The sequence below is a fragment of the Lysinibacillus sp. A1 genome, from assembly GCF_000801965.1.
GTDB classification, from domain to species: Bacteria; Bacillota; Bacilli; order Bacillales_A; family Planococcaceae; genus Lysinibacillus; species Lysinibacillus fusiformis.
In genome coordinates this window covers 88,753-112,557 of record NZ_JSZM01000011.1, presented here as the reverse complement: position 1 = coordinate 112,557, position 23,805 = coordinate 88,753, and the positions used below count along the sequence as shown (strand labels likewise).

Sequence of the window (23,805 nt, the reverse complement as noted above, 5' to 3'; positions counted from 1 at the left end):
TAAATTAGAAAGAGGGGGTAAAGGATGTCTGGAAAAGTGGAAGTTACGATAGAATCATATATAGAGTCACCAGAAAAACTAAAAAGCTTATATAGGCGTGTACTACTAGTAGTGAGCCTTTCTCAAATATTTGGGGGAGCAGGGCTAGCGGCTGGTATTACAGTAGGCGCTTTATTAGCCCAACAAATGCTTGGAACCGATGCTTATGCAGGGGTACCTTCCGCATTATTTACGTTAGGGTCTGCTGGTGCGGCTTTCATTGTTGGTAAATTATCACAACGTCATGGCCGCCGAACAGGATTATCCACTGGCTTTATTGTTGGGGGGCTAGGTGCCATTGGAGTCGTCATGGCTGCGATATTTAATAGTGTAATTATGCTGTTTCTCTCTCTATTAATCTATGGAGCAGGAACTGCAACCAATTTACAGGCACGATACGCAGGTACAGACTTAGCGAATGACAAACAACGTGCTACAGCTATTAGTACGACTATGCTTATGACAACTTTCGGCGCAGTTTTAGGTCCCAATTTAGTAGAATTGATGGGAAAAGTGGCGCTATCGATGGGTATCCCCGCACTTGCTGGACCTTTTCTATTATCTGCTGCCGCTTTTATAGTAGCAGGATTTGTTCTATTCGTGATGCTGCGTCCTGATCCCTTAGAAATCGCTAAAGGAATAGAGGCGCATAAGCAAAAATTTGCTCAACAACATCAAGTACAGAAAACACATCCAATGGGGAATAAGCGTGGCTTAGCGGTAGGGGCAACCGTCATGGTTTTAACACAAATTGTCATGGTAGCGATTATGACGATGACACCCGTACATATGAAACATCATGGACATGGTTTATCGGAAGTAGGTATTGTTATTGGATTTCATGTAGGTGCTATGTATCTGCCATCGCTTGTAACAGGCATTCTTGTTGATAAAGTTGGACGAACAGCCATGAGTATTGCCGCCGGTGTTACGTTGCTACTAGCTGGTTTATTAGCGGCATTTGCTCCAAGCGATTCGATGATTTTATTGATAGTAGCACTTTCTTTACTAGGGTTAGGCTGGAACTTCGGTTTAATTAGTGGTACCGCACAAATCGTTGATGCGACCGAGCCATCTACAAGAGCTAAAACACAAGGAAAAATGGATGTATTTGTGGCACTGGCAGGGGCATCTGGTGGTGCTCTTTCAGGAATGGTCGTAGCGAATGCTAGTTATGCGGCATTGTCCTTAGCAGGAGGGCTATTGTCGTTACTGCTCATTCCCGTAGTGATTTGGTCTAGAAGAGCAGTTTAAATAATGAGAGAAGGAGAATGGAACTAAACGAGTACTCCTTTCTCCTAGTGAAAAAAATCTTACCCTTTCATTTGTAGGGTAAGATTTTTCTTTCGGAACTATTTTGATTGTTTTGCGTCAGTATGTAAAATTGTTAGAAAGCAAAGAGTAGGTACACAGTGTGGAGTTAATAACAAATAAATTGATAATGATTGCCTTGTTTATTTTAATCATTCATGCCATTGAAACGCTTGCCTATGCGGTACGTTTATCTGGAGCGCGTGTCAGGTTACTAGCATCTGCTTTAGCTCTTTTTAATGTAATGGTCATGGTTTCACGGCTTGCTAATATGATGCAACAGCCATTTACGGGTAGTTTGGTCGATACTGCACCTGTGGACGATGCCTTGACACATGTAGAACAGCAGTTTCGAATAATTATTGGAGCGGCATCACTTGGTACACTCATAGGTATCTTACTCATCCCAACTTTCGTAGCCATTTTTTCAAGAGCTATCGTCCATTTGGCTGAGGAAAGGGGCTCCATCCCAGCATTAATGAAAAAGGGTTTTACGTATGAATATGTAAGACGTGGAATGAAGCATATTCATATGCCTCGCTTTACGTATTTAAAAGGAATTGGATTACGAGATATTCCTCTACAGTTATTTATTACGAATATCGTCATTACGGCAATCTATACCATCGGCGTTTTATCTGCTTTGTATGCAACTTTATTAGTACCAGAATTAAAAACAACTGCCGTTATGGCATCTGGTTTAATTAATGGCATAGCGACCATTCTGTTAATTCTATTTATTGACCCAAAGATCTCCATTCTGGCCGATGATGTAATTAATAAAAGAGGAAGCTATTTAGATTTAAAAAAAGCCTCAGTCATGATGATGTTTTCAAGATTTTTAGGGACGATTGTGGCACAGTTATTATTCATTCCTGGAGCGCATTATGTGGCATGGTTTGCCAAGCTAATTGCCTAATTGAAGTTGAGAGCATGTATAGGCAAAAAGGAAAGATCTAAGTCCGGTATGTTGCGAACTTAGATCTTTTGTGCTGAACGTAGGGCTCTTTACTACTTTTCAAAATATGTAGGATCAAGCTGGAGAATAATTGTATTTTTATCATAGAAATCAGGCGATTTAAACTTTTCTTCATAGGTAAACCCCTTTTGATTATTAATAAAGGCTAACCAATCCATTTCAATTTCATGAACTCCTTTTCCGTATACTTCTTCTATTTTATTTACCAAGTCCTTCTTATCGTATATGTTTTCAAATTTTTCGAGTCCATAGGTATCAATTAAATATTTAACAAATGAAGCTGCGTGAATATAGCTCATCCATCTAAGTGTATTCAACTCATTTAGATTTGTAAGATTTGGGCGGAAATAGGCATCGTCTTGATATGGATCTATTAATTTGCTAATGGGAATTAATTTATCTGAATCCATAAAATACTTCATATACTTTTCGATATCATATTCACTTTTACTAAATTGTTCGTCCATATAGACCGCATAACCCTCTTGTGTAAAATAACCATGATCAGTATCAAAATTGCCCCCATAACCAAGTAAGGAATGTGTCATTTCATGAACAAGTGGATAATAACCTTCTTGACTGATAGCTAATTCTATTCTCGATGCAAAACCCCATGATTCAGTGTCTTCCCCATTTAGAAATACTGTTATTTGCTCAGATGGAACATAGGATGTATGGATGGATTGAATAATATCATCATAAGCCTTTCGGATTTCATCTTTTATCGTATCCACAGTTTCTTTCGGAGCCTCGATGTTATTCATAATTTTAAAGGTAACTTTACCATCTGCTGTTACCAAGATATTTTCATCCATTTTTTCTTCTTGTAGCTGCTCTTTAGGAACTACATTCTCCTGAGAGCAGGCTGCTAATAAGCATATAAAGATAAGGGAAAAGCCTCTAATTTTAAACATATGACCTCCGGAAAAATCAGTATTTTCTAATAAATACGAGCCAGAAAACCAAAAGTTTCATTTTATGTAAAAATAAAAGAAATTAGGGAAGGGTGTTCTTTTTCTTAATGTAAGTTTTTCTCTTAGAAAGGAGAGTTATGTAGGCGAGAAGTGACGTTCATTTATAGTATAATAGGGTTGACTTTTATATTGGAAAAGAGGGAACGGATGTATGACGACTATACTTGTAGCTGACGACGATGCGAATATTCGCGAGCTTGTATGCCTGTTTCTGCGCAAGGAAGGATTCACAACAGTGGAAGCCGAAGATGGAAAGGAAGCATTATCCATCTATCACTCAACACCTGTTGATCTCGTAGTGCTTGATATTATGATGCCAACGATGGATGGTTGGACTTTATGTAAGGAGCTACGGAGAGCAAATGCTGAAATCCCATTACTTATGCTGACGGCAAGAGGTGAAACATGGGAAAAAGTCAAAGGCTTTGAGCTCGGTACAGATGATTATTTGACCAAACCCTTCGATCCTTTAGAATTGACGGTACGTGTAAAGGCTTTATTAAAGCGCTACAGGATTGGCTACTCGCAGACCATTAAGCTCGGTGCTATTACCCTTGACCGTCAGACCTATAAAATTATGACAAGAACGGATTCGATTACGCTGCCACTGAAAGAGTTCGAATTATTATATAAACTAGCCGAAACGCCTGGACAGGTTTATACACGTGAACAGCTGATCGATCAAATCTGGGGAATCGATTATGCTGGCGATAATCGAACAATTGATGTACATATAAAGCGCTTGCGTGAACGCTTCGCGATGATAGCTGATTTTCATATTGAGACAATACGAGGTCTTGGTTATAGGTTAGAGGTTGATGAATGATTAAATCTTTATATACACGTGTTGTGTTGACATTTCTTGTTGCGGTCATTGGGGGGACAGTCGTTTCCTTCTTCGTAGCCACATGGATATTTAAAGATAAATTGAATGAGTACTTACAAATCCCCTTGCTAAATTTTGGACAGGACATTGTCTTAATTTTTGACACAATGCCTTTTCAGGAGGCAGACAATTTACTTAGCCAAATGAATCAACTGAAATCGTATGATGTCTATGTTTATGATGAAGCAGGGAAGATGAAGGCTTATGGAGATGCTCCAAGCGATAAATTAGTTGACGTGACTAAGACGCAAGTTCGAGACGTGTTGGATGGTAAAGTTGTGCAAGTGAATCCGAACGTTTCTTCAGGACTTGTCGGTATGCCTTTAACAACTGACAAAGGAACCAAAGCGATGTTTATCGAACCAAAAGCTGTCTCCTCTGCCTCTTTTGCGCTCACGGTAATTTTAAATTTTTCCACATATGCGCTAGTTATAGGCAGTGTAGTATTTCTAATAGCGGCTATGTTTTTAGTGAGACCAATAAAAAAATTAACAAAAGCTACAAGACATATAGCAGGTGGAGATTTTAATGTCGAGCTCAACATTAAGCAATCAGGGGAATTAGGTGTTTTGGCCAGAAGCTTTGAAGAAATGGCTTACGATTTGCAGCAATTAGAGCAAATGAGGAAAGAATTCGTCTCGAACGTGTCCCATGAGGTTCAGTCACCACTTACCTCGATATCTGGCTACGCTCTGGCACTAAAGCAAGTAGACTTAACGGTTGAGGAAAAAAACCGTTATCTGGATATTATTATGGCTGAAGCTCAACGAATGTCTAAAATGAGTGATAGTCTATTAAAACTAAGTTTACTTGAATCCAAAGCACCGCCGATGCAGCCTGTGTCGTTGAGCCTAGATGAACAAATTAGACGTGTAATCGTCGCGATCCAGCCACAATGGATGACTAAAAACATCCATTTTAACCTCCAGTTGCAGTCGATGTATGTCATGGCAGATTACGACCAATTGAATCAGGTTTGGACAAATCTTCTTACGAATAGTATTAAATTTTCAAAGGATGGCGACACGATAAAGATTAGCATGTCACAAGACGCTCAACATGTGTTAGTTCGCATAACAGATACAGGCATTGGCATTTCTCAAGAGGATCAGAAGCGGGTATTCGAGCGATTTTTTAAGGCGGATCGTTCCCACAGTCCAAAATATGAAGGAAGTGGGATGGGACTTGCTATTGTGAAACAAATCGTTTCCTTGCATAAAGGGGACGTTCGGGTGGAGAGTGAGCTTGGACAAGGAACGACATTTATTGTTACATTGCCAATCACAGCCCATTAAAAGACAAATGTTGGGATTCCTATGTAGCTATTCACATAGGATATCGTAACATTTTTTTATTGTTCATATTGCGTTCATATTACCGTCATTGGGAAGACATCTTCGTCCTTTACACTGTTGTTAACGGCTCATAAGGTAGCTGTAACAACAGTATAAAGGAGGGAGGCACGAGTAAAGGTGAACCCCTCGTGCGTCAAACATGAAAAAATTTACTAGAATCTTATTGAAAACGATAGCGATTATAGGTGCAATAGGAGTGCTACTACTCGCTATTGTTTTTACGGTCAACATTATTTGCAACAAAATAGAACAAGGTAAAATAGAACCCTATGGTCAGCTCGTTGCTGTAAATGGAGAAAATATGAATATTACTATTCAAGGGGAGGGGGCAGAAACCATTGTTTTACTACCAGGCTTTGGAACAGCAGCTCCAACGCTTGATTTTCAGCCACTGATTGAAGAACTTGCTCCACACTATAAGGTAGTTTCTGTAGAGCCTTTTGGCTATGGGCTAAGCGATGATACGAAGAAAGAGCGCAGCACAAAGAATATAGTTAGTGAGATTCATGAAGCACTGCAGACATTAAAAATTGACAAGTATATGTTAATGGGACATTCAATAGCAGGGATCTATGGGCTCGATTATGTTAATAAATATCCGGATGAGGTAACGGCATTTATCGGAATTGATAGCAGTGTCCCTACTCAGGGTGGTATGGATACGGAGTTCCCAATTAAGTCATTACAACTTCTCAAAAAATCTGGAATCGCTAGAGTGGCTCTAAAACTATCAGGTAGTGATCCGTATGATGGATTACCCTATGATGATGAAACAAAAGAACAAATAAGGATGATTACACTCAAAAACTTTTATAATTCGAGTACTTCCAATGAATTAACGGGTTTATATCAAAAATTTAAAGAAGCAGAAAACCTTACATTCCCTAAGGATTTACCTCTTTTGTTATTTGTTCAGGCGAACAACAATGATGGAATTGAGAAAAACTGGATACCACTCCATGAAGAGCAAGTCAAAAATTCAGTGCATGGCAAAGTCATTATAATGGATGGAGATCATTACTTACACCATACAAAATCACGAGAAATTGCTGAAAACTTGAAGATATTTATGGAAAATTGATATTTATAGCATCTTACCTCTTAGTTATTAGAGGTAAGATTTTTTATTACATGCTTTTTTTTGTAATCCATACTTCGATAAATGTTGAATTACTTCCTGTTTATAATCGATATAAAGTGATTAAATCAGGTAAGGAGAAATTTGTATGAAAAACTATCAATTTATTGCACTATTAGTAGTTACGACCTTTTTAATGGGTTCATCTTTCGCCGTTGTAAAATTAGGGTACCCTTATTCATCCCCTTTATTATTGGCTGCCCTGCGATTTATACTGGCAGGAATCATCATGGCTATCATCGTTATCCTCTTGAAAAGACCGCATCCAACTACAAGAAAAGAATGGGGGAAGTTATTAATTATTGGCGGATTTCAAACGGCGGGAGTGATGGGGTGTATTTTTCTAAGTCTACGTACCATTTCAGCAAGTGAGTCCTCTATATTAACATTTACAAACCCATTACTAGTTGTCATATTTGCCACTATTTTTACTAAAACACGTTACGGTTTTCATCAATGGATAGGAGTTTTTCTTGGTTTAATCGGTGTGATCATCACGATGGGTGCTCAGGTTGAATGGAAAATAGGACTTCTATTTGGATTTTTATCGGCTGTTTTTTGGGCAATTGCCACATTATTAGCGAAAGAATGGGGTGCGTTATTTGATACTTGGGTTTTATCAGCCTATCAAATGCTGTTTGGGGGCTTGCTTCTTTTGCTAGCGAGTACATTATTAGAGCAATCGTTTTTTATTGTCAATCGATCATCATTGCTGATTTTATTATGGCTTAGCGTCTTTTCCTCCATCATCCAATTTGCAGGCTGGTATTATTTACTGCAGAATAGTGACCCTGGGAAAACAAGTGCCTATTTATTTTTAGCGCCTTTTTTTGGCGTGTTAACAGGCTGGCTATTGTTAGATGAACCCTTACAACCATCTTTCATGGGAGGGGGATTATTCATACTAGTAGGAATTTACCTAGTCAATCGTACGTTTAGTCGAAAAAAGACTTGAGGTCATAACGTGTTGCCTCAAGTCCCATACTTGTTTACATCTCTAGTTGAAATACGTCTTTCAACCCAATTTTACCTTTCTCTGTCACCTGAATGGCTCGAATAGAAGGGACACGAGTAAGCCAGCCAAGCTGGAATAAATGATTGAATAGCTCACTACCAAGAGCACCAGCCAGATGATAACGCCTTTCACTCCAATCTAAACAGGCGTGTGAGAAGGATCTTCTTTTCTTTTTTAATGCAGGTAAATCGATACCAAATGATGTGAAAAATAATGTGCCTTCATCTGTTAAAACAAACTGCTTTTCTTCTAATTTTAAATAGCCCGCTCGCATCATCGATTCTGTCAAATGAACGCCTAATTTACCAGCCAGATGGTCATAGCAAGTTCGAGCCTCCTGCAATAATTTTATTTGGCTAGATTGTTTTAACGAGCGTATTTCAGGAGGCGGTGAAATGGCTAGGAAGGATTCAAGAAATTGAGCAACTTCCTCGTCTGCTAATTGAAAATAGCGGTGTCTACCCTGTTTTTCCACCTTTATTAGTTTTCCTTCTACTAATTTAGCTAGATGGAAGCTAGCCGTTTGAGGTTTAATGGCGGCCATATAGGCTAATTCACTAGCCGTATGGAAACGACCATCCATCATACTAGCGAGCATTGTAGCTCTTGAAGTTTCACCGAGGAGCGCTGCGACTTCAGCCATATTTGGATTAATTCCCATATGTCACAATCCTTTCGTTTACTATATTTTGATTTTAGTCAAAGTCATTATCGTTTACAATAAAAGTTATAGAGGGGGAGAAAAAAATGGAAACATATTATGCAGTGATCTTTACATCACAAAGAACCGAACATGATGGAGAGGGCTATGGTAAGATGGCCGAAATAATAGATGCTTTAGCCAAGCAACAGCCTGGCTTCCTACGGGTTGAAAGTGTAAGGGAGGAGGAAGGGAAGGGAATTACCGTATCCTATTGGGAATCACTAGAGGCCATTCAAGCTTGGAAAGCCAATGCCAAGCATTTAACGGCTCAGCAATTAGGAAAAGAGAAATGGTACACACATTATCATGTTGAAATTTGCCAAGTCATGAAAGAGTATTCTTTTTAATAGTAAAATTAGGTAAACGAAGGAGGCAGATTTTGATGACAATTGCTGAAGAATGGCAAAAGCTTAGAAATAATTTCAATCCTTCTCAACCAATAACGGTTAACCGGATGCATATTTTTAAAGAGCAATTAAAGAAAGAGCCACAAACGCAAGAAACATTGAGAATACTAGTCGAGGTCTATTGTCTACTAAGGATGTATCCAGAGGCGTATCAACTATTTACAGCTATTATGAATAATAAAGAGAAAAAAGATCGGAAAAAATTTGGAACGCTACAAACCTACATAAATCAACCAAATTCGGTGGTTCCGTTGATGCCACAAAAAATACGAGATCAACGGCCTATCCAAACGGTCATCCCTAAGTTTAAATACTTACCAAAGCCATTAGAAGCGAAAATTTTTGAAACAGATGACATCGTTGTATGCGATTGTTGTCAGCAGGAAGTGGATGTCTATTATACAGGTGGTATTTACGCGATAGAGGATGTTGATTATCTTTGTCCTTCTTGTATTCATAGTGGAGAAGCTGCCCAAAAATATGATGGTTCATACCAGCAAGATTTAATTCATGATGAACAGATTACAAATCCGACATTCGCAGAGGAAGTACTGTATCGAACGCCAGGTTATGTGAGCTGGCAAGGGAATAATTGGGTAGCCCATTGTTCAGATTACTGTGCATTTATTGGCTATGTTGGTTGGAGTGATATGGTGGAGCTAGCCATAGACGATCAGTTTGACAATTATACGGGCTTTTCGCTAGAAGAGCTTTCTGCCTCCTTGATGAACAATGGGCATCATCAGGGGTATTTATTTCAATGCCTGGAATGTGACCGTTATGTGCTTTATTCAGATTTTAGCTAATGGTTGTTTGGTAGAGGAGGTAGTAAAGTGGAACAATTTCTACAACGGTACATGTATTCTTGGCGCTTAAACGGCTGGCTTGTTCACGATATTTTTTTAGGGGTTATCTTTGGACTCGGATTGTTACTGCTATTATTTATAGCTATTAAACGGAAGCATCTTATTATTTCTATCAGCTTGCTCATCGTTTATATAGTAGTAAGTAATGCACTAATGATCGTTTTCGGTTTAGCAGGACGAAGCTTTCCGATCAAATCAGACTCCTCTATTTATATAGATGAATCACAAAAAATAGCTGTCCAAATGGTGCAGGGCTCTGAAAATAATGGAACATCCAATGGCATAACACACTTGATTTCACATTATCTTATTGTAGCTGTGAATTTGGAGACAGGTGAAAAGCAATGGACAAAATCGGCTTCTTATAAAGAAACGCTTATTGGAAACTTTATGGATGGCTTACTTATTCACCATAGAGATGGTGAATATGGGCAATTGTCACTTTTAGATATAGAAACGGGAAAAGAAATTCTTTCTGAAAAGGAATTTCGGCAGCAGCACCAGCCTTTAATAGATATTTTAAGCAATAGTGCGCAGCAACTGATAGCTTTACAAAACAAACTTTATTTAGAAGGCGTAGATGGTCATTTTTATCATTATGATGGTAAGACTTTAAACAAAGATGACAATGCCAAAAATTATATAGCTGCTCGTTTCTTTATTGAGTCGGATTTGCCGGGTTATTTTGCTACGCATCAGCAGCCTTTAGATGATTATGAGGAGATTCAAGATTTTAGTCACCAGGTGCTGTCAGAGCCTGCTATACGAAACTATCAAAATTTAGAGCCAAAAGTAGTGGATGTAGATTTAGCCAACGGCACTGCCCTCGTTTCATATCGACGGACTCAGCGAGAGAGTGCAGATCATATGCTCGTGCTGTACGATATGAAGAAGCATCAATCGCTTTGGGAAGAGAAGATTGGTGCCATTAATTCCTATCAACAGCAGCCTCAAGTACGAACAGTGGAGAAGGGCTATATCATCCAAACAGGGGATCAGCTTTTATTCTTAGATAAACATTCAAGGGATAGAGTTGTTCAATATCACCTACGTTGGAATCGACCAATTGATGAAATGTAAATGACAGAGGGATGAAATATGATTTAGCTCAGGAAAGCATTATTCGTTTCTCATAAAAAAGAGTATAATTTAATAGGAAGAAACTCTGTAAAATAAGGATGGAGTAAGCTAATGAATGAGCAAATAATAGATTGGATTATTCGCTTTCAAAGGGATAAAGATATCGAAGCTCTCGCGCATTTAAAAGACTATTGCTTTGCGATGATTGAACCTTTGATTGAGGAATTTACAGAGAAGCATGGTGAAGAGGCGGGACAGTTATTACGATTAAAATGGGATAAACGATTTTATTTTATTTTTACAAAATATCAGGTGAATGTAGGGCTCCCATTAGATACTTTTGTCCAAAATACGTATCGTTTTTATTTCATGCAAGTATTAAAAAAGGCTGGCTATTAGTGATCCGTTAAATTCGGTGAATGCTTGAAAAAAATAACAGGGAAAAATAAAATCCCTTGATTTGTGTATAAGCAAATCAAGGGATTCTTTTTATTGATAGAGTATATCTTCTGCTAGGTGAGTAAACACTTCACCAATAATTGTATCTGCATCGTATACGGAGGAGCCTGTATTTTCTTCAGGCTGAGCAAAAGGAATATGTGCTAAAACATTAGTTTGCAGTAATTCGGCTAATTGCTCAGCTCCACCTTGTCCAAAAAGATAGTTTTTTTGACCATCTGTCCCTTCAAAATAGGCCATATTTTCAACGACACCAAGTATGGTGTGCTTGGTATGTTGAGCCATTAAACCTGCTCGGGAAGCGACGTGAGATGCAGCAAGATGCGGTGTTGTGACAATCACTTCCTGTGCTTGAGGAATCATCGCCGCCATATCAATTGCCACATCGCCTGTACCGGGTGGCAAATCGATGAGAAGATAATCTAATTCTCCCCAATGGGTGTTGACCAGGAAATTTCGAATCCATTTATTGAGCATAGGTCCACGCCACATGACAGGCTGGTTGTCATTTGTAAAAAAGCCCATCGACATGATTTTGACGCCATGAACCATCACGGGAATAGCAGTTTGGTCCAGCATGGTCGGTTTTTGGTCAACATTCATCATCGTTGGTATACTGAAGCCGTAAATATCTGCATCTAAAATACCGACACGTTTCCCAAGACGAGCAAGAGCAACAGCTAGGTTGATCGTTACGGTAGACTTTCCAACACCACCTTTACCACTAGTTACTGCAATAAATCGAACACCTGAATGGGGCAATAGCATTTTTGGCATCCCTTTATCTGTCACATTTTTCGCTTGTAGAGAGGCGGTTAAGGTGCGACGTTCCTGTTCAGTCATTGCCCCAAAGCTAATGATAACAGGGGAGACACCAATCGCTTTTAATGCCCCCTCCACATCCTGCTGAATTTTTGCTTTTAAAGGGCAGCCAGCAATAGTCAAAATGATATCAAGCGATACTTGTGTACCATTGATTTGAATATTACGCACCATATTTAAGTCTATAATACTTTGGTGAAGCTCTGGATCTTCTACCTGCTTCAAGGCGTTTAGTATATTTTCTTTCGTTAACATGTAGGCACCACCTAATCTTTTAAGCCTTTACCAAGTCCTTTTAAGAAATGGACACCGAAATTGAGTGCACGATTAACATCTGGATCATTTAACATTTTAACTAGCTTAAAAGCACTCACTTTTTCATCAGTTTCTAGAGCTTTGTTCGCTTCGTCTACCCCAGCATTTAAGCCTTCAATAAGTTTTGTTGTTGTTTCAGGATTTAGCTCTGTCAAGGCTCCTGCAACACCCATCAAATTATTAATGATATTCGTCACAGGCTTTCGTGTTAATTGTCCAAGTGCTATATGCGCAACATCCTCTTTCGCTTCAAGTAACTTAGTAGCTGCTTCTAATGCACCAATATCATTTAATTCTGCCATAATGGTAAATACTTGCTGAACCGCTTCTTCATGATCAGAAAGTAGTTGTTTTAGATTATCTAATTTTTGTTCTTTTAGTTGTTCTTCCGTAAATTGTTGCTTTTTTATGCTTGTAATCGGGACAGCCATGCTCTCACTCTCTTTCGTTGGTAGTTGTTAAGTGAACGTAGCCAGGACGATTCCATTTCCGTTGTACCTCGACGCCATTTTGAGGGTGGCGCTTTTTATAGCGTGGGTTTGTTCGAGGAAGTGGTGATTTTCCTTTTGCTTTTAACACTTCTACTCGAACTTTCGTTTGTTTATAGGCAGGTGTTGACGTATTCACATCTGCGGCTGGACCCGTTAGAAAATTAATTGCGGAATCCTTGCTAACAGAGTTCATTGGTAAGAATAGCTCGTTACCTTGCACGCGATCTGTAACAAGAGCATTTAGCTTTAAAGCTCCATATGGCGATACTAAACGGAGTAGGGCTCCATCCTCAATGCCTCGTTCTTTCGCTAGTTCGGGTGATACTTCTACAAAAATCTCTGGAACTTTTGATTGGATACCCTTTGATTTATTCGTTAAGTTGCCTTCATGGAAGTGTTCAAGCATACGTCCGTTATTAATATGGCAATCATACTGTGCCTCAAATTCAACTGGTTCCATCCAGTCATTTAATGCAAAGCGTGCCTTTTTATCAGGGAAGTTAAATCCATCCTCATATAGTAAAGGAGTATCTTTCCCATCATGACTACCCCAGCAGAAGCTACCCCAGCCCTCTAATACATCATAGTTGGCTTGTGAGAAAAGGGGAGAAAGGCTAGCCATTTCGTCGAAGATGTCGCTTGGGTGATTGTAATGCCAGTCAGCACCAAGACGACGAGCAACTGCCTGTAGAATTTCCCAATCTGCCTTCGACTCACCAAGTGTCGGCAAAACCTGATAGAGACGTTGAACGCGACGCTCTGTATTAGTGAATGTACCCTCTTTTTCAAGGGAAGGAGCAGCTGGTAAAATGACATCCGCATACTGTGCCGTGCGTGAAAGGAAACAATCTTGGACCACAAAGAAGTCTAATTGGGATAGCACCTCATCTACATGGTTCGCATTGCAGTCGACAAGCGCCATATCTTCACCTACTAAATACATCGCTTTCATTTTACCTTCCATAATCGCATCTAACATTTGCATATTGTTACGACCTGGCTGTGGTTGAATATTGACACCATATGCTTTTTCAAATTTAGCACGGGCTTCATCATCTGTTACTTTTTGATAGCCTGGCAATAGATTTGGTAGTGTACCCATATCACATGCGCCTTGAACATTATTATGACCGCGAAGAGGGTAGGCACCTGCACCTGGACGACGGTAGTTACCAGTTGCTAAAAGTAAATTAGAAATGGCGGCCGATGTATAAGAACCACCTGTATTTTGTGTGACGCCCATACCCCAAAGAACGCAAGTGCCGTCTGCGTCACGAATCATTTCTGCCACCTGAATGATGGTTTCTTTAGAAATACCAGTCATTTCTTGTGCATAGTCAAGTGTATATTTTTCAAGAACTTGTTTGAAATCATCCAAGTGTAGGACATTTTCCTGAATGAAGGCTTCATCATGCCATCCTTGATCCATCATATACTTGGTTACAGCCATTAACCATACTTGGTCAGTACCTTGCTTCGGACGCATAAATATGTCTGAACGCTCAGCCATTTCATGTTTACGTATATCGGCAACAATCAGTTTCTGACCATGTAATTTATGGGCACGTTTGACACGAGTAGCCAAAACGGGATGACCCTCAGCCGGATTAGCCCCAATAATAATGACAAGACCTGCCTTGGCAATATCTTTAATTGTTCCTGCATCGCCACCCATACCTACAGTGCGCAATAAACCGTCCGTCGCTGGTGATTGGCAATAGCGGGAGCAATTATCAACATCATTTGTCTTAAACAATTGACGTGCCATTTTTTGAATTAAGTAATTTTCTTCGTTGGTAATTTTAGATGATGAGATAAAGCCAACAGAGCCAGGGCCATATTGTTGTTGAATGCCCCCCAGCTTAGTGGCAATTAAATCAAGTGCTTCCTCCCAAGAAGATTCCACGAAGGCATCGTCTTTACGGATTAAAGGCTTTGTTATACGTTCTTCAGAGTTGATAAAGTCCCAACCGAATTTCCCTTTGACACAAGTAGAAATGGCATTTACAGGACCATCGGAAGGTTGTACTTTTAAAATTTTACGATCTTTTGTCCACACTTCGAACGAGCAGCCTACACCGCAGAAGGTACAAACTGTTTTTGTCTTTTTCGTCCGTTTACTACGCATCGCTGCTTCCACCTCAGAAACAGCAAAGATACCACTATAGCCGGGCTCTACTTCTTTTATCAAACTGATCATTGGATCTAACATATCCTGTTTAAGACCGGTCATAAATCCAGCCTCTCCAAGCATGGATTTTTCCATTAACGCATTACATGGGCAAACGGTTACACATTGACCGCAGCTGACACAGGAAGAATCATTAATCGCAACACCCGTATCCCAAATTACGCGAGGTCTTTCTGCCTCCCAATCCAAAGATAGCGTTTCATTCACCTGTAAACTTTGACAAACCTCTACACATTGTCCACATGCGATACATTGGTTTGGATCATATCGATAAAATGGGTGTGACATGTCCACTTCATGTGGCTCCACTTTTGGTTTGTATGGATATTTTTGATGCTCGATTTCCATTAACTCGGCTGTGTTGTGTAAAGTACAATTCCCATTGTTATTATCACAAACTGTACAATACAATAAATGATTTTCAAGAAGACGATCCATCGCTTCCGTTTGTGCCGCCTTTGCTTTGTCAGAAGTTAATAATATATCCATGCCATCAACTGCCTTCGTCGAGCATGACCGAACTAATTGGCCGTTCACCTCAACGATACATGTATCACAAGTCTCGATTGGATCAACGGTAGGTACATGACAAATTTGCGGATGTGGGATGTCATGTTGATTAATGGTATCAAGGATTGTAGCTCCTTCTTTTACATCGTACGTTACGCCATTAATATGAATTTGAGTCAAGGTAACTTCCTCCTTTTACACTATGAGACTACTCGGACAACCTGTTACGGCTTAAGACAAAAGGGAATTACATTGCGAGTTTTTATAAATGATGGAAAGATTGTCTTGTTATCATTGTAATTCCCAAATGGCCTTGAAGCTACCTCAAAATAGGGTAATTGTTAGAACATAACAAGTTATCCATGTCCCGGATTAAAAAATAAAAAAATCCACCATGAAATGGCACGTCCAAGACATGCTAATACATTCATGGTGGATAAAATTCTTAGCAGGCCTTGCTAAAAACTCAATCAGCTTTATTTTTTGGTCATAATAGAATTCAAATATTCATAAACACTATGCGATTTCTAAGTAGATGCGACATAGGGATCAAAATACATAAATTCCATTTGTGCTATTATTATAGCCCTTTGCCGCAAAAGGAACAATATAAATCATAAATATTTTTACATGAGAATGATGATCAAAAACATTTTCCCTTTTATTTTTTTAAAAGTTACTATATGATTAACAAACTGTAAGGGTGACCCCCATAGTGATTGCCTAAAAAAGTATAATGATGATGGGAGAATCATTACGATGTCTAAAAAAGTTCATGAATTTAACGATATGATTCGTAAATTACGAAAAGAAGTTTTTGGTAAAGGTCCAGAACGTATTCATACGGTTTTTGTTGAAAATATGGCTGTCTCCACTTTATACGGGAATATAACCCCAACTGAAAAATTCATTGCGGGTTCACCCGAAGGATTGAAAATGGTTCATGCCGCAAGGACGAGCATGATTCAAGATTTATACGCACAATCGCCACCGGAGGGCATGGAAGAATTAATGGGCAGTAAATTACTCCATCTATTTTCAGATATTAAAATTGAAGAGGACTTTGCGATTTCCGTCTTTGTTTTTGAAAAGCCTATAAGTGAATAAAGGAGGATGCCTTATGGAGAGGGCCGTTACGAGGAAGATTGTGCGGGTTGAAGGGCAGCAAGTGAAGGAAATAGATGATTTAATTGTCTCAGAATATGCAGTGACCGTGAAAATTAATCAACAAGAATTTGTCACAATGGTTTGTACGCCAGAGTATGTCGAGGATATGGTCATCGGTTATTTAGCGTCTGAACGGGTGATCCGTAGTTACGAGGATATTGAGGATATTTGGCATCAAGAACAAGAAGGCTTTGTGCACATTAAAACCAAGCATATCAATCCTTACTATCAGCAAACGCAAAACAAACGCTATATAACGTCTTGCTGTGGAATGAGTCGACAAGGCTTTGTCTTCACAAACGATGCTTTAGTAGCAAAAAAAATGGAAGATATTCATGTACAAATTACGACTGAAGATTGCTTTCGTTTAATGCATGCCATGCAGGAAACGGCTGATATATTTAAAAAAACAGGTGGTGTGCATAATGCAGCGCTATGCGATGTCAATGGCATTGTTTTAAGTCGGATGGATATAGGTCGCCATAATGCTCTAGATAAAATTTACGGCTATTGTTTACGTCAAAATATAAGCATGCACGATAAAATTATTGTTTTTAGTGGACGGATATCATCAGAAATATTACTAAAGGTATCTAAAATAGGCTGTGAAATAGTATTGTCTAAATCGGCACCAACCGAATTAGCCTTGCAATTGGCTGAGCAACTTGGTATTACGACGGTAGGCTTTATTCGACAACAAACATTGAATATTTATACACATCCAGAACGCATTATTATGCCAGCACAGAATGTACGGAAAGAAGGAGATTAAATGACGGATCTACAAGATCAACTACACAGACCGTTAAGAGATTTAAGAATATCCGTGACAGATCGCTGTAATTTTCGTTGTCGTTATTGTATGCCAGCAGAAGTATTTGGTCCAGATTATGCATTTTTACCGTCTGATAAAATATTAAACTTCGATGAGATTGAAAGATTAGTCAAAATCTTCGTCTCATTAGGTGTTAAAAAAGTTCGTATTACAGGTGGAGAGCCTTTATTACGCCGTCATTTAACGGAATTAATTGCCCGAATTCATCGCCTAGAAGGTGTAGAGGATATCGCTTTAACAACAAATGGCACTTTATTAAAAAAGTATGCACAGCCATTGGCACAAGCAGGCTTATCCCGTGTTTCAATTAGTTTAGATTCACTAAACGATGAGCGTTTTTTTGAGATGAATGGACATCGAGGGAAGGTGTCAACGGTGTTAGAGGGTATTGAAAAGGCAGCGGAAGCAGGTTTACAAGTAAAAATTAATATGGTTGTTCAAAAAGGGAAAAATGACCAGGATGTTTTAGAAATGGCACGATTCTTTAAGGAAAAACAACATATATTACGCTTTATTGAGTATATGGATGTTGGGAATTCGAATGGTTGGCGCATGGATGACGTGCTGGCCAAAAAAGACATCGTTGAGCAAATCCATCAGCATTCACCGCTGCAACCAATTGCACCTAATTATCAAGGGGAAGTGGCGACACGTTACCAATACAAGGATAATCAAGGGGAGATTGGTATTATATCATCCGTCACAGATTCTTTTTGCACTTCTTGCTCACGTGCCCGCCTCTCAGCAGAGGGCAAATTATATACTTGTTTATTTGCTACTGAAGGTACGGATTTAAGAGAGCTATTAAGATCAGGACAAGATGATACAGCAATTATTAATTGTATAAAAAATGTTTGGACAGAAAGAAATGATCGCTATTCAGACGAGCGGAATGAACAGACGATGGCAAACAGGAAAAAGGCTAAAGTTGAAATGTCTCATATCGGAGGGTAAACATGAAAAACAGAAAAAAATCGGCAAGATGCCGAATTTTTTCTGTTTATTTATGCGTAAAGGTACCGCTTTTTCCACCTGTTTTTTCTACAAGATAGGTTTCTTTAATGACCATCGTTTTATCTACCGCTTTACACATGTCGTAAAAAGTGAGGGCAGCGATGGACACAGCTGTAAGAGCCTCCATTTCGACACCAGTTTTTCCATTGCATTTGACAGTAGCTTGAATGTGTAGCTCATAACCAAGATCCGTTTTCTGATAGTCAAATTGCAGATCCGTGCCCTGTAGCATAATAGGGTGGCACATAGGGATGATATCAGCCGTTTTTTTAGCGCCCATAATTCCTGCAATTTGAGCGACTTGTGTAGGGTCACCTTTCTTGATACCACCTTGTTGGATGGCCTGATAGACCTCATTGGATAATGTAATGGTACTGTGTGCTATGGCTGTACGCGTTGTTATTTCTTTATCAGATATGTCGACCATTTTGGGACGACCTGCTTCGTTCCAGTGGGTAAAATTATTCATTGTTAGACTCCTTTGTAACTGTTTGTAGCCAATCATGTTGAGCATTGATATTAATAAATGTTGGACAGTCCTCATTAAAAGGAACATAACAAACACGAAGCTGATCTAAAAGCACTTTCATACTCCGTTTGTTTTGTTCCATCAATTGTTTTGCCAAGGGTAGGGCAGTGCGTCGATATAAGGCTGCTAATGGCTGGTAGCGTGAGTTTTGTTTTGGAACAATCGCATCATAAGAATCATTTATATTGCCTAGCATCTCTTCAACAAACGGTGCGTTCATATAGGGCATATCACTAGCGACGACAAAAAACCATTCTACCTCAGGAAAAGCTGCCAGTATATGATACAGGGCAAAAAGTGGCCCTTGATGGGGCTGCTGTTCTATAATCCATTGCACATTCTCGGGGCCAAACCTTGGTTGCAGGCTAGCGTTTGTAGCAATCACCAAAGGAGCTAGCTGATTTTCTTGGAGGGCGTTGAGGCTGTGCTTATATAATGGCAGCCCAGCAAACGTCTCAAACATTTTCGGTTGACCATATCGAGAAGATTGACCACCAGCTAAGATAACACCAGCAACGTTCATAGGCGATTCAATTCGCCAACAAAATGTTGTACGGTCGGTAAAATAAGCTTGGTCATGGCCAATGTGACAGCGTTAGTAGAACCTGGTAAAACATAAATAGCCGTTTGATGGCGGCAACCAGCTGTGGCCCGACTAAACATAGCTTTTGGACCAATTTCCTCATAGCTTAACGTTCGAAATATTTCTCCGAATCCCATCATTTCTTTTTCAAAAAGAGGCAAAATGGTGTCGTAGGTTTGGTCTCTTGGTGTAAAACCAGTTCCGCCAGTGACGATTATGGCATTGATGTTGGCATGATTACACCATTGATAAATAAGTTCTGAGATTTCAAGCGGTTCATCCTTTGTTATTTGGTAGTCAACTACTTCAAAAGCAGCCTCTTGAAGTAAAGAATGAATGCGCTGACCCGCTAAATCATCTGCCTTTGTCCGTGTATCACTCACAGTTAAAATGGCCGCATGAATGGGTTGTTGATGATGTGTAGGATGCAAGGTAGAATGACCTCCTTTTCTTGCGTTATTGGAGTTTTTTACAAAAAAGGCTCGATTGATGAAGTGAAGAACGAGCACGAAATAGAGAAAAATATTCTGAGTAAGTTTCACTTTATTATAATGCTATCGACGAAAAGGTCAAACGAAAATTCATAGAAGGAAAGGCAAAATACTTATGAATAATAGATATTCGAGACAACAATTATTTAGCCCTATTGGACAAACAGGGCAGCAGTCAATAAAACAAAAACATGTCCTCATTATAGGGGTTGGCGCCTTAGGTAGTGCTAGTGCAGAAGCACTCGTGCGTGCAGGTGTTGGAAAATTAACGCTGATAGATCGAGATTATGTGGAATGGAGTAATTTGCAAAGACAGCAATTGTATACGGAGGAAGATGCACAAGAGAAATTGCCGAAAGTGATCGCAGCCAAAAATCGACTGCAACAAATTAATGCAGAGGTGGCCATTCATATTGCTATTATGGATGCCTGTACAGAATCATTGCTACCGTTGCTAGACGATATAGATGTCATGGTAGATGCCACTGATAATTTCGATGTCCGCTTTTTGATGAACGATCTTGCACAACAGCATCGTATTCCATGGGTGTACGGTTCCTGTGTAAGTAGTTATGGGGCTACCTATACGATTGTGCCAGGGAAAACACCATGTTTACGATGTTTGTTAAAGGTCATGCCTCAAACAGGGATGACCTGTGATACAGTAGGAATTATTAGCCCTACTGTCCAAATAGTAGCGGCATATCAAGTAGCAGAGGTGTTAAAACTGCTAGTGGGCGATGAAAAGGCGTTACGAAAAAGCTATTTGACGTTTGATGTTTGGCAAAATCAACATTATGAAATTAACGTAGATAAAATACGTCAGGATGATTGTCCAACCTGTGGTCACCACCCTACGTATCCATCTTTAGCTTATGAAAATCAAACAAAACTAGAGGTGCTTTGTGGTCGTGATGCAGTACAAATCCGACCGCCAAATCCGACTCACTATAATTTAGAGCAGTTGGCAGATCAGCTTCGTTCGTATGGAGATATTCAAATTAATCCTTATTTGCTATCTTGCCAAACAGAAGATTATCGCATTGTCATTTTTCAGGATGGGCGTGTAGTGATTCATGGAATTCAGGAGATACAACAAGCAAAAACCATTTACTATCGTTTGTTAGGATAAAGGAGTGTGCCAAATGTTAGAAAAGAGACAACCAATTCAAGTGTCAGAAGCTGTACATCGTGTAATGGAATATGCTTTTCAAGCCAAAAAGGAGTTTGTGCCATTATCACAGGCATATGGACGCTTTATTGCGGAGGACATTGTCGCCGATCATGATGTACCAGCCTTTGATCGATCCCCCTATGATGGCTATGCCATTCGTTCTATCGATAGTCAAGAAGCATCGTCAGCACAGCCAGCCATATTTCAAGTCGTTGGAGAAATTGGTGCTGGCTTTGTTTACGAGGATGAAGTTGGATATGGCCAAGCAGTACGCATTATGACGGGGGCGCCAATACCAAAAGGTTGCGATGCAGTTGTAATGCTAGAATTAACCCAGACATTTGTGGAACATCAGCAAACATTTATGTCAATTAAACGGGCGTTTACAGCGGGCACTAATATTTCTTATAAAGGTGAAGATGTACAGCAGCATACGGTTCTAATTGAAAGAGGACAATATATTAACCCCGGTGTCATGGCCTTACTAGCTACATTTGGCTATGCGCAAGTGCCTGTATTCCGTAAATTAGTGGTAGGTGTCATTGCCACTGGTAGTGAGTTACTAGAGCCAGAGGAATCTTTACAGCCAGGAAAAATTCGAAATAGCAATGCTTATATGATCATGGCACAAATCGAACGAACAGGTGCAGAAGTTCGATACTTTGGCAAATTTAGCGACGATCTTGATTTATGTATTCGTATCGTTGAAAATGCATTACAGGAAGTCGATATTTTACTGACAACGGGAGGCGTTTCCGTTGGAGATTATGATTATTTACCGGCTATCTATCAAGCTATCGACGCTAAGGTATTATTTAATAAGGTGGCGATGCGTCCAGGGAGTGTAACAACAGTTGCTGCCAGAAATGATCAATTATTATTTGGACTTTCCGGTAATCCTTCAGCATGCTATGTAGGCTTTGAGCTATTTGTACGCCCTATTATTCGCACGGCATTTGGCAATCAACAGCCACATGTCCGCAGAGAGCAAGCTATTTTAGGGGCAGATTTTACAAAGCCCAATCCATTCACTCGCTTTGTAAGAGCTCGAGCATACTATGAAGATGGTCAGCTAGTGGCTGTACCATCTGGTTTTGATAAATCGAGTGCCGTTTCGTCTTTAGCGTCAGCTAATGCATTTATTGTCTTACCTGGTGGCTCCCGCGGCTATGAAAAAGACATGCAGGTAGCAGTTTTATTGCTAGAAGATTTGCGAGGAAGTGAGTGGCCTTGGAACAACATCGAAAAATCATACAGATAGTTGGCTATCAAAATAGCGGAAAAACGACTTTGATGGAGCAATTAATCAAGCAAGCCACGACAGAAGGGCTACGAGTAGGGACCATTAAGCATCATGGGCATGGTGGAGCGCCGGTAGAAAATTCTTCGAAGGATAGTAACCGACACGAACAGGCAGGTGCTCGTGTTTCAGCAGTAGAAGGGGAAGGAACTTTACGGTTAAGTATTCATCAACATAGTTGGCAGCTTGCTGATATACTTGCGATTTATGCTAATTTTTCAATGGATATTATTTTGATTGAGGGATATAAAAGAGAACATTACCCAAAGGTCGTATTACTACGAACAGCACAGGACCATCTGTTACTACAACAAATGTCTAATATCCTTTGTGTAATTTATTGGCCGAGCTATCCAATTGATCAAAACCTAAGGATTCCAAGCTTTTCTATTAATGAAGAAACAGAATATATGGAGTTTTTGTTGAATGAAATGAGGGAAAAACTATGACGACAGCCATGTTTGAAATTATTGATAAGCCGATTGATGTGGAGGAAGTACGGCACAAAGTACTTAGTCGAAACGCTGGAGCGATTACGCTGTTCATCGGAACTGTACGTGAAATCACACAAGGTAAGAAAACTTTGTACTTGGAATATCAAGCATACCCAGCTATGGCAATTAAAATGTTTGAGCAAATTGCACAGGAACTAAAGCAGCAATGGCCAGAAGCAAAAATAGCGATTACACATCGTGTAGGGCGATTGGATATTACGGATATTGCCGTAGTCATTGCGGTATCATCCCCACATCGAAAAGTAGCCTATTTGGCAAATGAATATGCAATTGACCGCATTAAACAGATTGTGCCCATTTGGAAAAAAGAACATTGGGAAGATGGTACACAATGGATCGGGGATCAATTAGAAAACGTCCCGTATCCTGAAGGAAAACCGGCGATTGATGAGGAGGGGAAATTGTGATTAATATCTTATTATTTGCTCATTTACAAGAAGCGATTGGTGCGTCAACACTATCAGTAGAACTGTCAGACGTGACGGTTGCTCACGTAAAAGAATGGATGGAACAGCATTATCCTCAATTGACATTGCAGCAAATGATGACAGCCATTAATGAGGAATTTGCAACGGATACAACCATTGTTAAATCGGGTGACACAATCGCCTTTATTCCACCTATTAGTGGGGGATGACGAAAAAGAGGTGGCTGGT

General features: G+C 39.6%; 26 protein-coding genes. 18 read left to right on the top strand and 8 right to left on the bottom strand.

Going from position 1 to position 23,805, the window contains the following annotated elements; genetic code table 11:
- The first annotated feature begins 24 nt into the window (after positions 1-24).
- Complete coding sequence (locus tag PI85_RS08330; RefSeq protein ID WP_036126670.1) at positions 25-1,293, top strand: MFS transporter; 1,269 nt, start codon at positions 25-27, stop codon at positions 1,291-1,293.
- Between the two features lie 187 nt (positions 1,294-1,480).
- On the top strand, positions 1,481-2,269 hold the full coding sequence (locus tag PI85_RS08325; protein ID WP_036128069.1) for a lipid II flippase Amj family protein: 789 nt from the start codon (positions 1,481-1,483) through the stop codon (positions 2,267-2,269).
- A 92-nt stretch (positions 2,270-2,361) separates the two neighbouring features.
- Here the strand turns inward: PI85_RS08325 and PI85_RS08320 are convergent, their stop codons facing one another.
- Complete coding sequence (locus PI85_RS08320) at positions 2,362-3,243, bottom strand: hypothetical protein (RefSeq protein ID WP_036126668.1); 882 nt, start codon at positions 3,241-3,243, stop codon at positions 2,362-2,364.
- Between the two features lie 211 nt (positions 3,244-3,454).
- Here PI85_RS08320 and PI85_RS08315 point away from each other — a divergent pair, with 211 nt between their 5' ends.
- The 4 genes from PI85_RS08315 (at position 3,455) to PI85_RS08300 (ending at position 7,637) form a co-directional block, all read left to right on the top strand.
- Positions 3,455-4,129, top strand: a complete 675-nt coding sequence (locus PI85_RS08315) for a response regulator transcription factor (protein WP_036126667.1) — start codon at positions 3,455-3,457, stop codon at positions 4,127-4,129.
- Positions 4,126-5,484, top strand: coding sequence for a HAMP domain-containing sensor histidine kinase (locus PI85_RS08310; RefSeq protein WP_036126665.1), 1,359 nt, complete (start codon positions 4,126-4,128; stop codon positions 5,482-5,484). Before PI85_RS08315 ends, PI85_RS08310 begins: the two co-directional genes overlap by 4 nt.
- A gap of 199 nt (positions 5,485-5,683) precedes the next feature.
- Positions 5,684-6,625, top strand: coding sequence for an alpha/beta fold hydrolase (locus tag PI85_RS08305; protein ID WP_036126662.1), 942 nt, complete (start codon positions 5,684-5,686; stop codon positions 6,623-6,625).
- A 145-nt stretch (positions 6,626-6,770) separates the two neighbouring features.
- Positions 6,771-7,637, top strand: coding sequence for a DMT family transporter (locus tag PI85_RS08300; protein WP_036126659.1), 867 nt, complete (start codon positions 6,771-6,773; stop codon positions 7,635-7,637).
- 34 nt (positions 7,638-7,671) lie between these two features.
- Here the strand turns inward: PI85_RS08300 and PI85_RS08295 are convergent, their stop codons facing one another.
- Complete coding sequence (locus PI85_RS08295) at positions 7,672-8,358, bottom strand: helix-turn-helix transcriptional regulator (protein ID WP_036126657.1); 687 nt, start codon at positions 8,356-8,358, stop codon at positions 7,672-7,674.
- Between the two features lie 86 nt (positions 8,359-8,444).
- Here PI85_RS08295 and PI85_RS08290 point away from each other — a divergent pair, with 86 nt between their 5' ends.
- The 4 genes from PI85_RS08290 (at position 8,445) to PI85_RS08275 (ending at position 11,152) form a co-directional block, all read left to right on the top strand.
- Positions 8,445-8,747 (top strand): antibiotic biosynthesis monooxygenase, encoded by a 303-nt coding sequence (locus PI85_RS08290; RefSeq protein WP_036126655.1) that lies wholly within the window; start codon positions 8,445-8,447, stop codon positions 8,745-8,747.
- 35 nt (positions 8,748-8,782) lie between these two features.
- Positions 8,783-9,613 (top strand): CbrC family protein, encoded by an 831-nt coding sequence (locus PI85_RS08285; protein WP_036126654.1) that lies wholly within the window; start codon positions 8,783-8,785, stop codon positions 9,611-9,613.
- 27 nt (positions 9,614-9,640) lie between these two features.
- A complete protein-coding gene (locus PI85_RS08280; protein WP_036126651.1) occupies positions 9,641-10,753 on the top strand; it encodes a PA2928 family protein in 1,113 nt (370 codons plus the stop codon).
- 111 nt (positions 10,754-10,864) lie between these two features.
- Positions 10,865-11,152 carry a hypothetical protein gene (locus tag PI85_RS08275; protein ID WP_008178582.1) on the top strand — a complete coding sequence of 96 codons (288 nt, stop codon included), beginning with the start codon at positions 10,865-10,867 and terminating at the stop codon, positions 11,150-11,152.
- A 90-nt stretch (positions 11,153-11,242) separates the two neighbouring features.
- Here PI85_RS08275 and PI85_RS08270 read toward each other — a convergent pair whose 3' ends face one another.
- The 3 genes from PI85_RS08270 to fdhF are packed head-to-tail and all read right to left on the bottom strand — an operon-like array spanning position 11,243 to position 15,721.
- A complete protein-coding gene (locus tag PI85_RS08270; RefSeq protein ID WP_036126649.1) occupies positions 11,243-12,289 on the bottom strand; it encodes an Mrp/NBP35 family ATP-binding protein in 1,047 nt (348 codons plus the stop codon).
- An 11-nt stretch (positions 12,290-12,300) separates the two neighbouring features.
- Positions 12,301-12,780, bottom strand: coding sequence for a DUF1641 domain-containing protein (locus tag PI85_RS08265; RefSeq protein ID WP_036126646.1), 480 nt, complete (start codon positions 12,778-12,780; stop codon positions 12,301-12,303).
- A gap of 4 nt (positions 12,781-12,784) precedes the next feature.
- A complete protein-coding gene (gene fdhF, locus PI85_RS08260) occupies positions 12,785-15,721 on the bottom strand; it encodes a formate dehydrogenase subunit alpha (protein ID WP_036126645.1) in 2,937 nt (978 codons plus the stop codon).
- A 579-nt stretch (positions 15,722-16,300) separates the two neighbouring features.
- On the opposite strand from fdhF, the gene PI85_RS08255 reads away from it, so the two are divergent.
- Genes PI85_RS08255 through moaA form a run of 3 tightly spaced genes read left to right on the top strand, consistent with a single transcriptional unit; the run spans position 16,301 to position 18,497 of the window.
- Positions 16,301-16,648: a DUF2294 domain-containing protein gene (locus PI85_RS08255; protein ID WP_031416179.1), complete on the top strand. Its 348-nt coding sequence runs from the start codon at positions 16,301-16,303 to the stop codon at positions 16,646-16,648.
- A gap of 13 nt (positions 16,649-16,661) precedes the next feature.
- On the top strand, positions 16,662-17,480 hold the full coding sequence (gene fdhD / locus PI85_RS08250; RefSeq protein WP_036126642.1) for a formate dehydrogenase accessory sulfurtransferase FdhD: 819 nt from the start codon (positions 16,662-16,664) through the stop codon (positions 17,478-17,480).
- Positions 17,481-18,497, top strand: a complete 1,017-nt coding sequence (moaA, locus tag PI85_RS08245; RefSeq protein ID WP_036126641.1) for a GTP 3',8-cyclase MoaA — start codon at positions 17,481-17,483, stop codon at positions 18,495-18,497.
- Positions 18,498-18,543: 46 nt separating this feature from the next.
- Here moaA and moaC read toward each other — a convergent pair whose 3' ends face one another.
- From moaC to PI85_RS08230, 3 genes are read right to left on the bottom strand one after another with little or no spacing between them, the layout of a single operon-like run.
- On the bottom strand, positions 18,544-19,026 hold the full coding sequence (moaC, locus tag PI85_RS08240; protein WP_036126639.1) for a cyclic pyranopterin monophosphate synthase MoaC: 483 nt from the start codon (positions 19,024-19,026) through the stop codon (positions 18,544-18,546).
- Positions 19,019-19,609 carry a molybdenum cofactor guanylyltransferase gene (locus tag PI85_RS08235; RefSeq protein WP_036126637.1) on the bottom strand — a complete coding sequence of 197 codons (591 nt, stop codon included), beginning with the start codon at positions 19,607-19,609 and terminating at the stop codon, positions 19,019-19,021. Before PI85_RS08235 ends, moaC begins: the two co-directional genes overlap by 8 nt.
- Positions 19,606-20,100 (bottom strand): molybdenum cofactor biosynthesis protein B, encoded by a 495-nt coding sequence (locus PI85_RS08230; RefSeq protein ID WP_036126635.1) that lies wholly within the window; start codon positions 20,098-20,100, stop codon positions 19,606-19,608. Before PI85_RS08230 ends, PI85_RS08235 begins: the two co-directional genes overlap by 4 nt.
- A gap of 175 nt (positions 20,101-20,275) precedes the next feature.
- Here PI85_RS08230 and PI85_RS08225 point away from each other — a divergent pair, with 175 nt between their 5' ends.
- The 5 genes from PI85_RS08225 to moaD are packed head-to-tail and all read left to right on the top strand — an operon-like array spanning position 20,276 to position 23,786.
- The gene (locus tag PI85_RS08225; RefSeq protein WP_036126633.1) at positions 20,276-21,292 is read left to right on the top strand and encodes a thiazole biosynthesis adenylyltransferase ThiF; all 1,017 of its coding nucleotides are present in this window, start codon (positions 20,276-20,278) and stop codon (positions 21,290-21,292) included.
- Between the two features lie 13 nt (positions 21,293-21,305).
- Entirely contained in the window at positions 21,306-22,595 is a 1,290-nt protein-coding gene (gene glp, locus PI85_RS08220) for a gephyrin-like molybdotransferase Glp (protein ID WP_036126631.1), read from the top strand.
- Positions 22,559-23,083: a molybdopterin-guanine dinucleotide biosynthesis protein B gene (mobB, locus tag PI85_RS08215; protein WP_082011553.1), complete on the top strand. Its 525-nt coding sequence runs from the start codon at positions 22,559-22,561 to the stop codon at positions 23,081-23,083. Before glp ends, mobB begins: the two co-directional genes overlap by 37 nt.
- On the top strand, positions 23,080-23,556 hold the full coding sequence (locus PI85_RS08210) for a molybdenum cofactor biosynthesis protein MoaE (RefSeq protein ID WP_036126627.1): 477 nt from the start codon (positions 23,080-23,082) through the stop codon (positions 23,554-23,556). Before mobB ends, PI85_RS08210 begins: the two co-directional genes overlap by 4 nt.
- The gene (gene moaD / locus PI85_RS08205; protein WP_036126624.1) at positions 23,553-23,786 is read left to right on the top strand and encodes a molybdopterin converting factor subunit 1; all 234 of its coding nucleotides are present in this window, start codon (positions 23,553-23,555) and stop codon (positions 23,784-23,786) included. The genes PI85_RS08210 and moaD overlap by 4 nt, the downstream gene beginning before the upstream one ends.
- Positions 23,787-23,805: the final 19 nt, after the last annotated feature.

Excerpts from the sequence above, each read along its gene's own strand:
- PI85_RS08330 (WP_036126670.1), top strand. The coding sequence starts at position 25 with ATGTCTGGAAAAGTGGAAGTTACGATAGAATCATATATAGAGTCACCA.
- PI85_RS08325 (WP_036128069.1), top strand. The coding sequence starts at position 1,481 with ATGATTGCCTTGTTTATTTTAATCATTCATGCCATTGAAACGCTTGCC.
- PI85_RS08320 (WP_036126668.1), bottom strand. The coding sequence starts at position 3,243 with ATGTTTAAAATTAGAGGCTTTTCCCTTATCTTTATATGCTTATTAGCA.
- PI85_RS08315 (WP_036126667.1), top strand. The coding sequence starts at position 3,455 with ATGACGACTATACTTGTAGCTGACGACGATGCGAATATTCGCGAGCTT.
- PI85_RS08310 (WP_036126665.1), top strand. The coding sequence starts at position 4,126 with ATGATTAAATCTTTATATACACGTGTTGTGTTGACATTTCTTGTTGCG.
- PI85_RS08305 (WP_036126662.1), top strand. The coding sequence starts at position 5,684 with ATGAAAAAATTTACTAGAATCTTATTGAAAACGATAGCGATTATAGGT.
- PI85_RS08300 (WP_036126659.1), top strand. The coding sequence starts at position 6,771 with ATGAAAAACTATCAATTTATTGCACTATTAGTAGTTACGACCTTTTTA.
- PI85_RS08295 (WP_036126657.1), bottom strand. The coding sequence starts at position 8,358 with ATGGGAATTAATCCAAATATGGCTGAAGTCGCAGCGCTCCTCGGTGAA.
- PI85_RS08290 (WP_036126655.1), top strand. The coding sequence starts at position 8,445 with ATGGAAACATATTATGCAGTGATCTTTACATCACAAAGAACCGAACAT.
- PI85_RS08285 (WP_036126654.1), top strand. The coding sequence starts at position 8,783 with ATGACAATTGCTGAAGAATGGCAAAAGCTTAGAAATAATTTCAATCCT.
- PI85_RS08275 (WP_008178582.1), top strand. The coding sequence starts at position 10,865 with ATGAATGAGCAAATAATAGATTGGATTATTCGCTTTCAAAGGGATAAA.
- PI85_RS08270 (WP_036126649.1), bottom strand. The coding sequence starts at position 12,289 with ATGTTAACGAAAGAAAATATACTAAACGCCTTGAAGCAGGTAGAAGAT.
- PI85_RS08265 (WP_036126646.1), bottom strand. The coding sequence starts at position 12,780 with ATGGCTGTCCCGATTACAAGCATAAAAAAGCAACAATTTACGGAAGAA.
- PI85_RS08255 (WP_031416179.1), top strand. The coding sequence starts at position 16,301 with ATGTCTAAAAAAGTTCATGAATTTAACGATATGATTCGTAAATTACGA.
- fdhD (WP_036126642.1), top strand. The coding sequence starts at position 16,662 with ATGGAGAGGGCCGTTACGAGGAAGATTGTGCGGGTTGAAGGGCAGCAA.
- moaA (WP_036126641.1), top strand. The coding sequence starts at position 17,481 with ATGACGGATCTACAAGATCAACTACACAGACCGTTAAGAGATTTAAGA.
- moaC (WP_036126639.1), bottom strand. The coding sequence starts at position 19,026 with ATGAATAATTTTACCCACTGGAACGAAGCAGGTCGTCCCAAAATGGTC.
- PI85_RS08235 (WP_036126637.1), bottom strand. The coding sequence starts at position 19,609 with ATGAACGTTGCTGGTGTTATCTTAGCTGGTGGTCAATCTTCTCGATAT.
- PI85_RS08225 (WP_036126633.1), top strand. The coding sequence starts at position 20,276 with ATGAATAATAGATATTCGAGACAACAATTATTTAGCCCTATTGGACAA.
- glp (WP_036126631.1), top strand. The coding sequence starts at position 21,306 with ATGTTAGAAAAGAGACAACCAATTCAAGTGTCAGAAGCTGTACATCGT.
- PI85_RS08210 (WP_036126627.1), top strand. The coding sequence starts at position 23,080 with ATGACGACAGCCATGTTTGAAATTATTGATAAGCCGATTGATGTGGAG.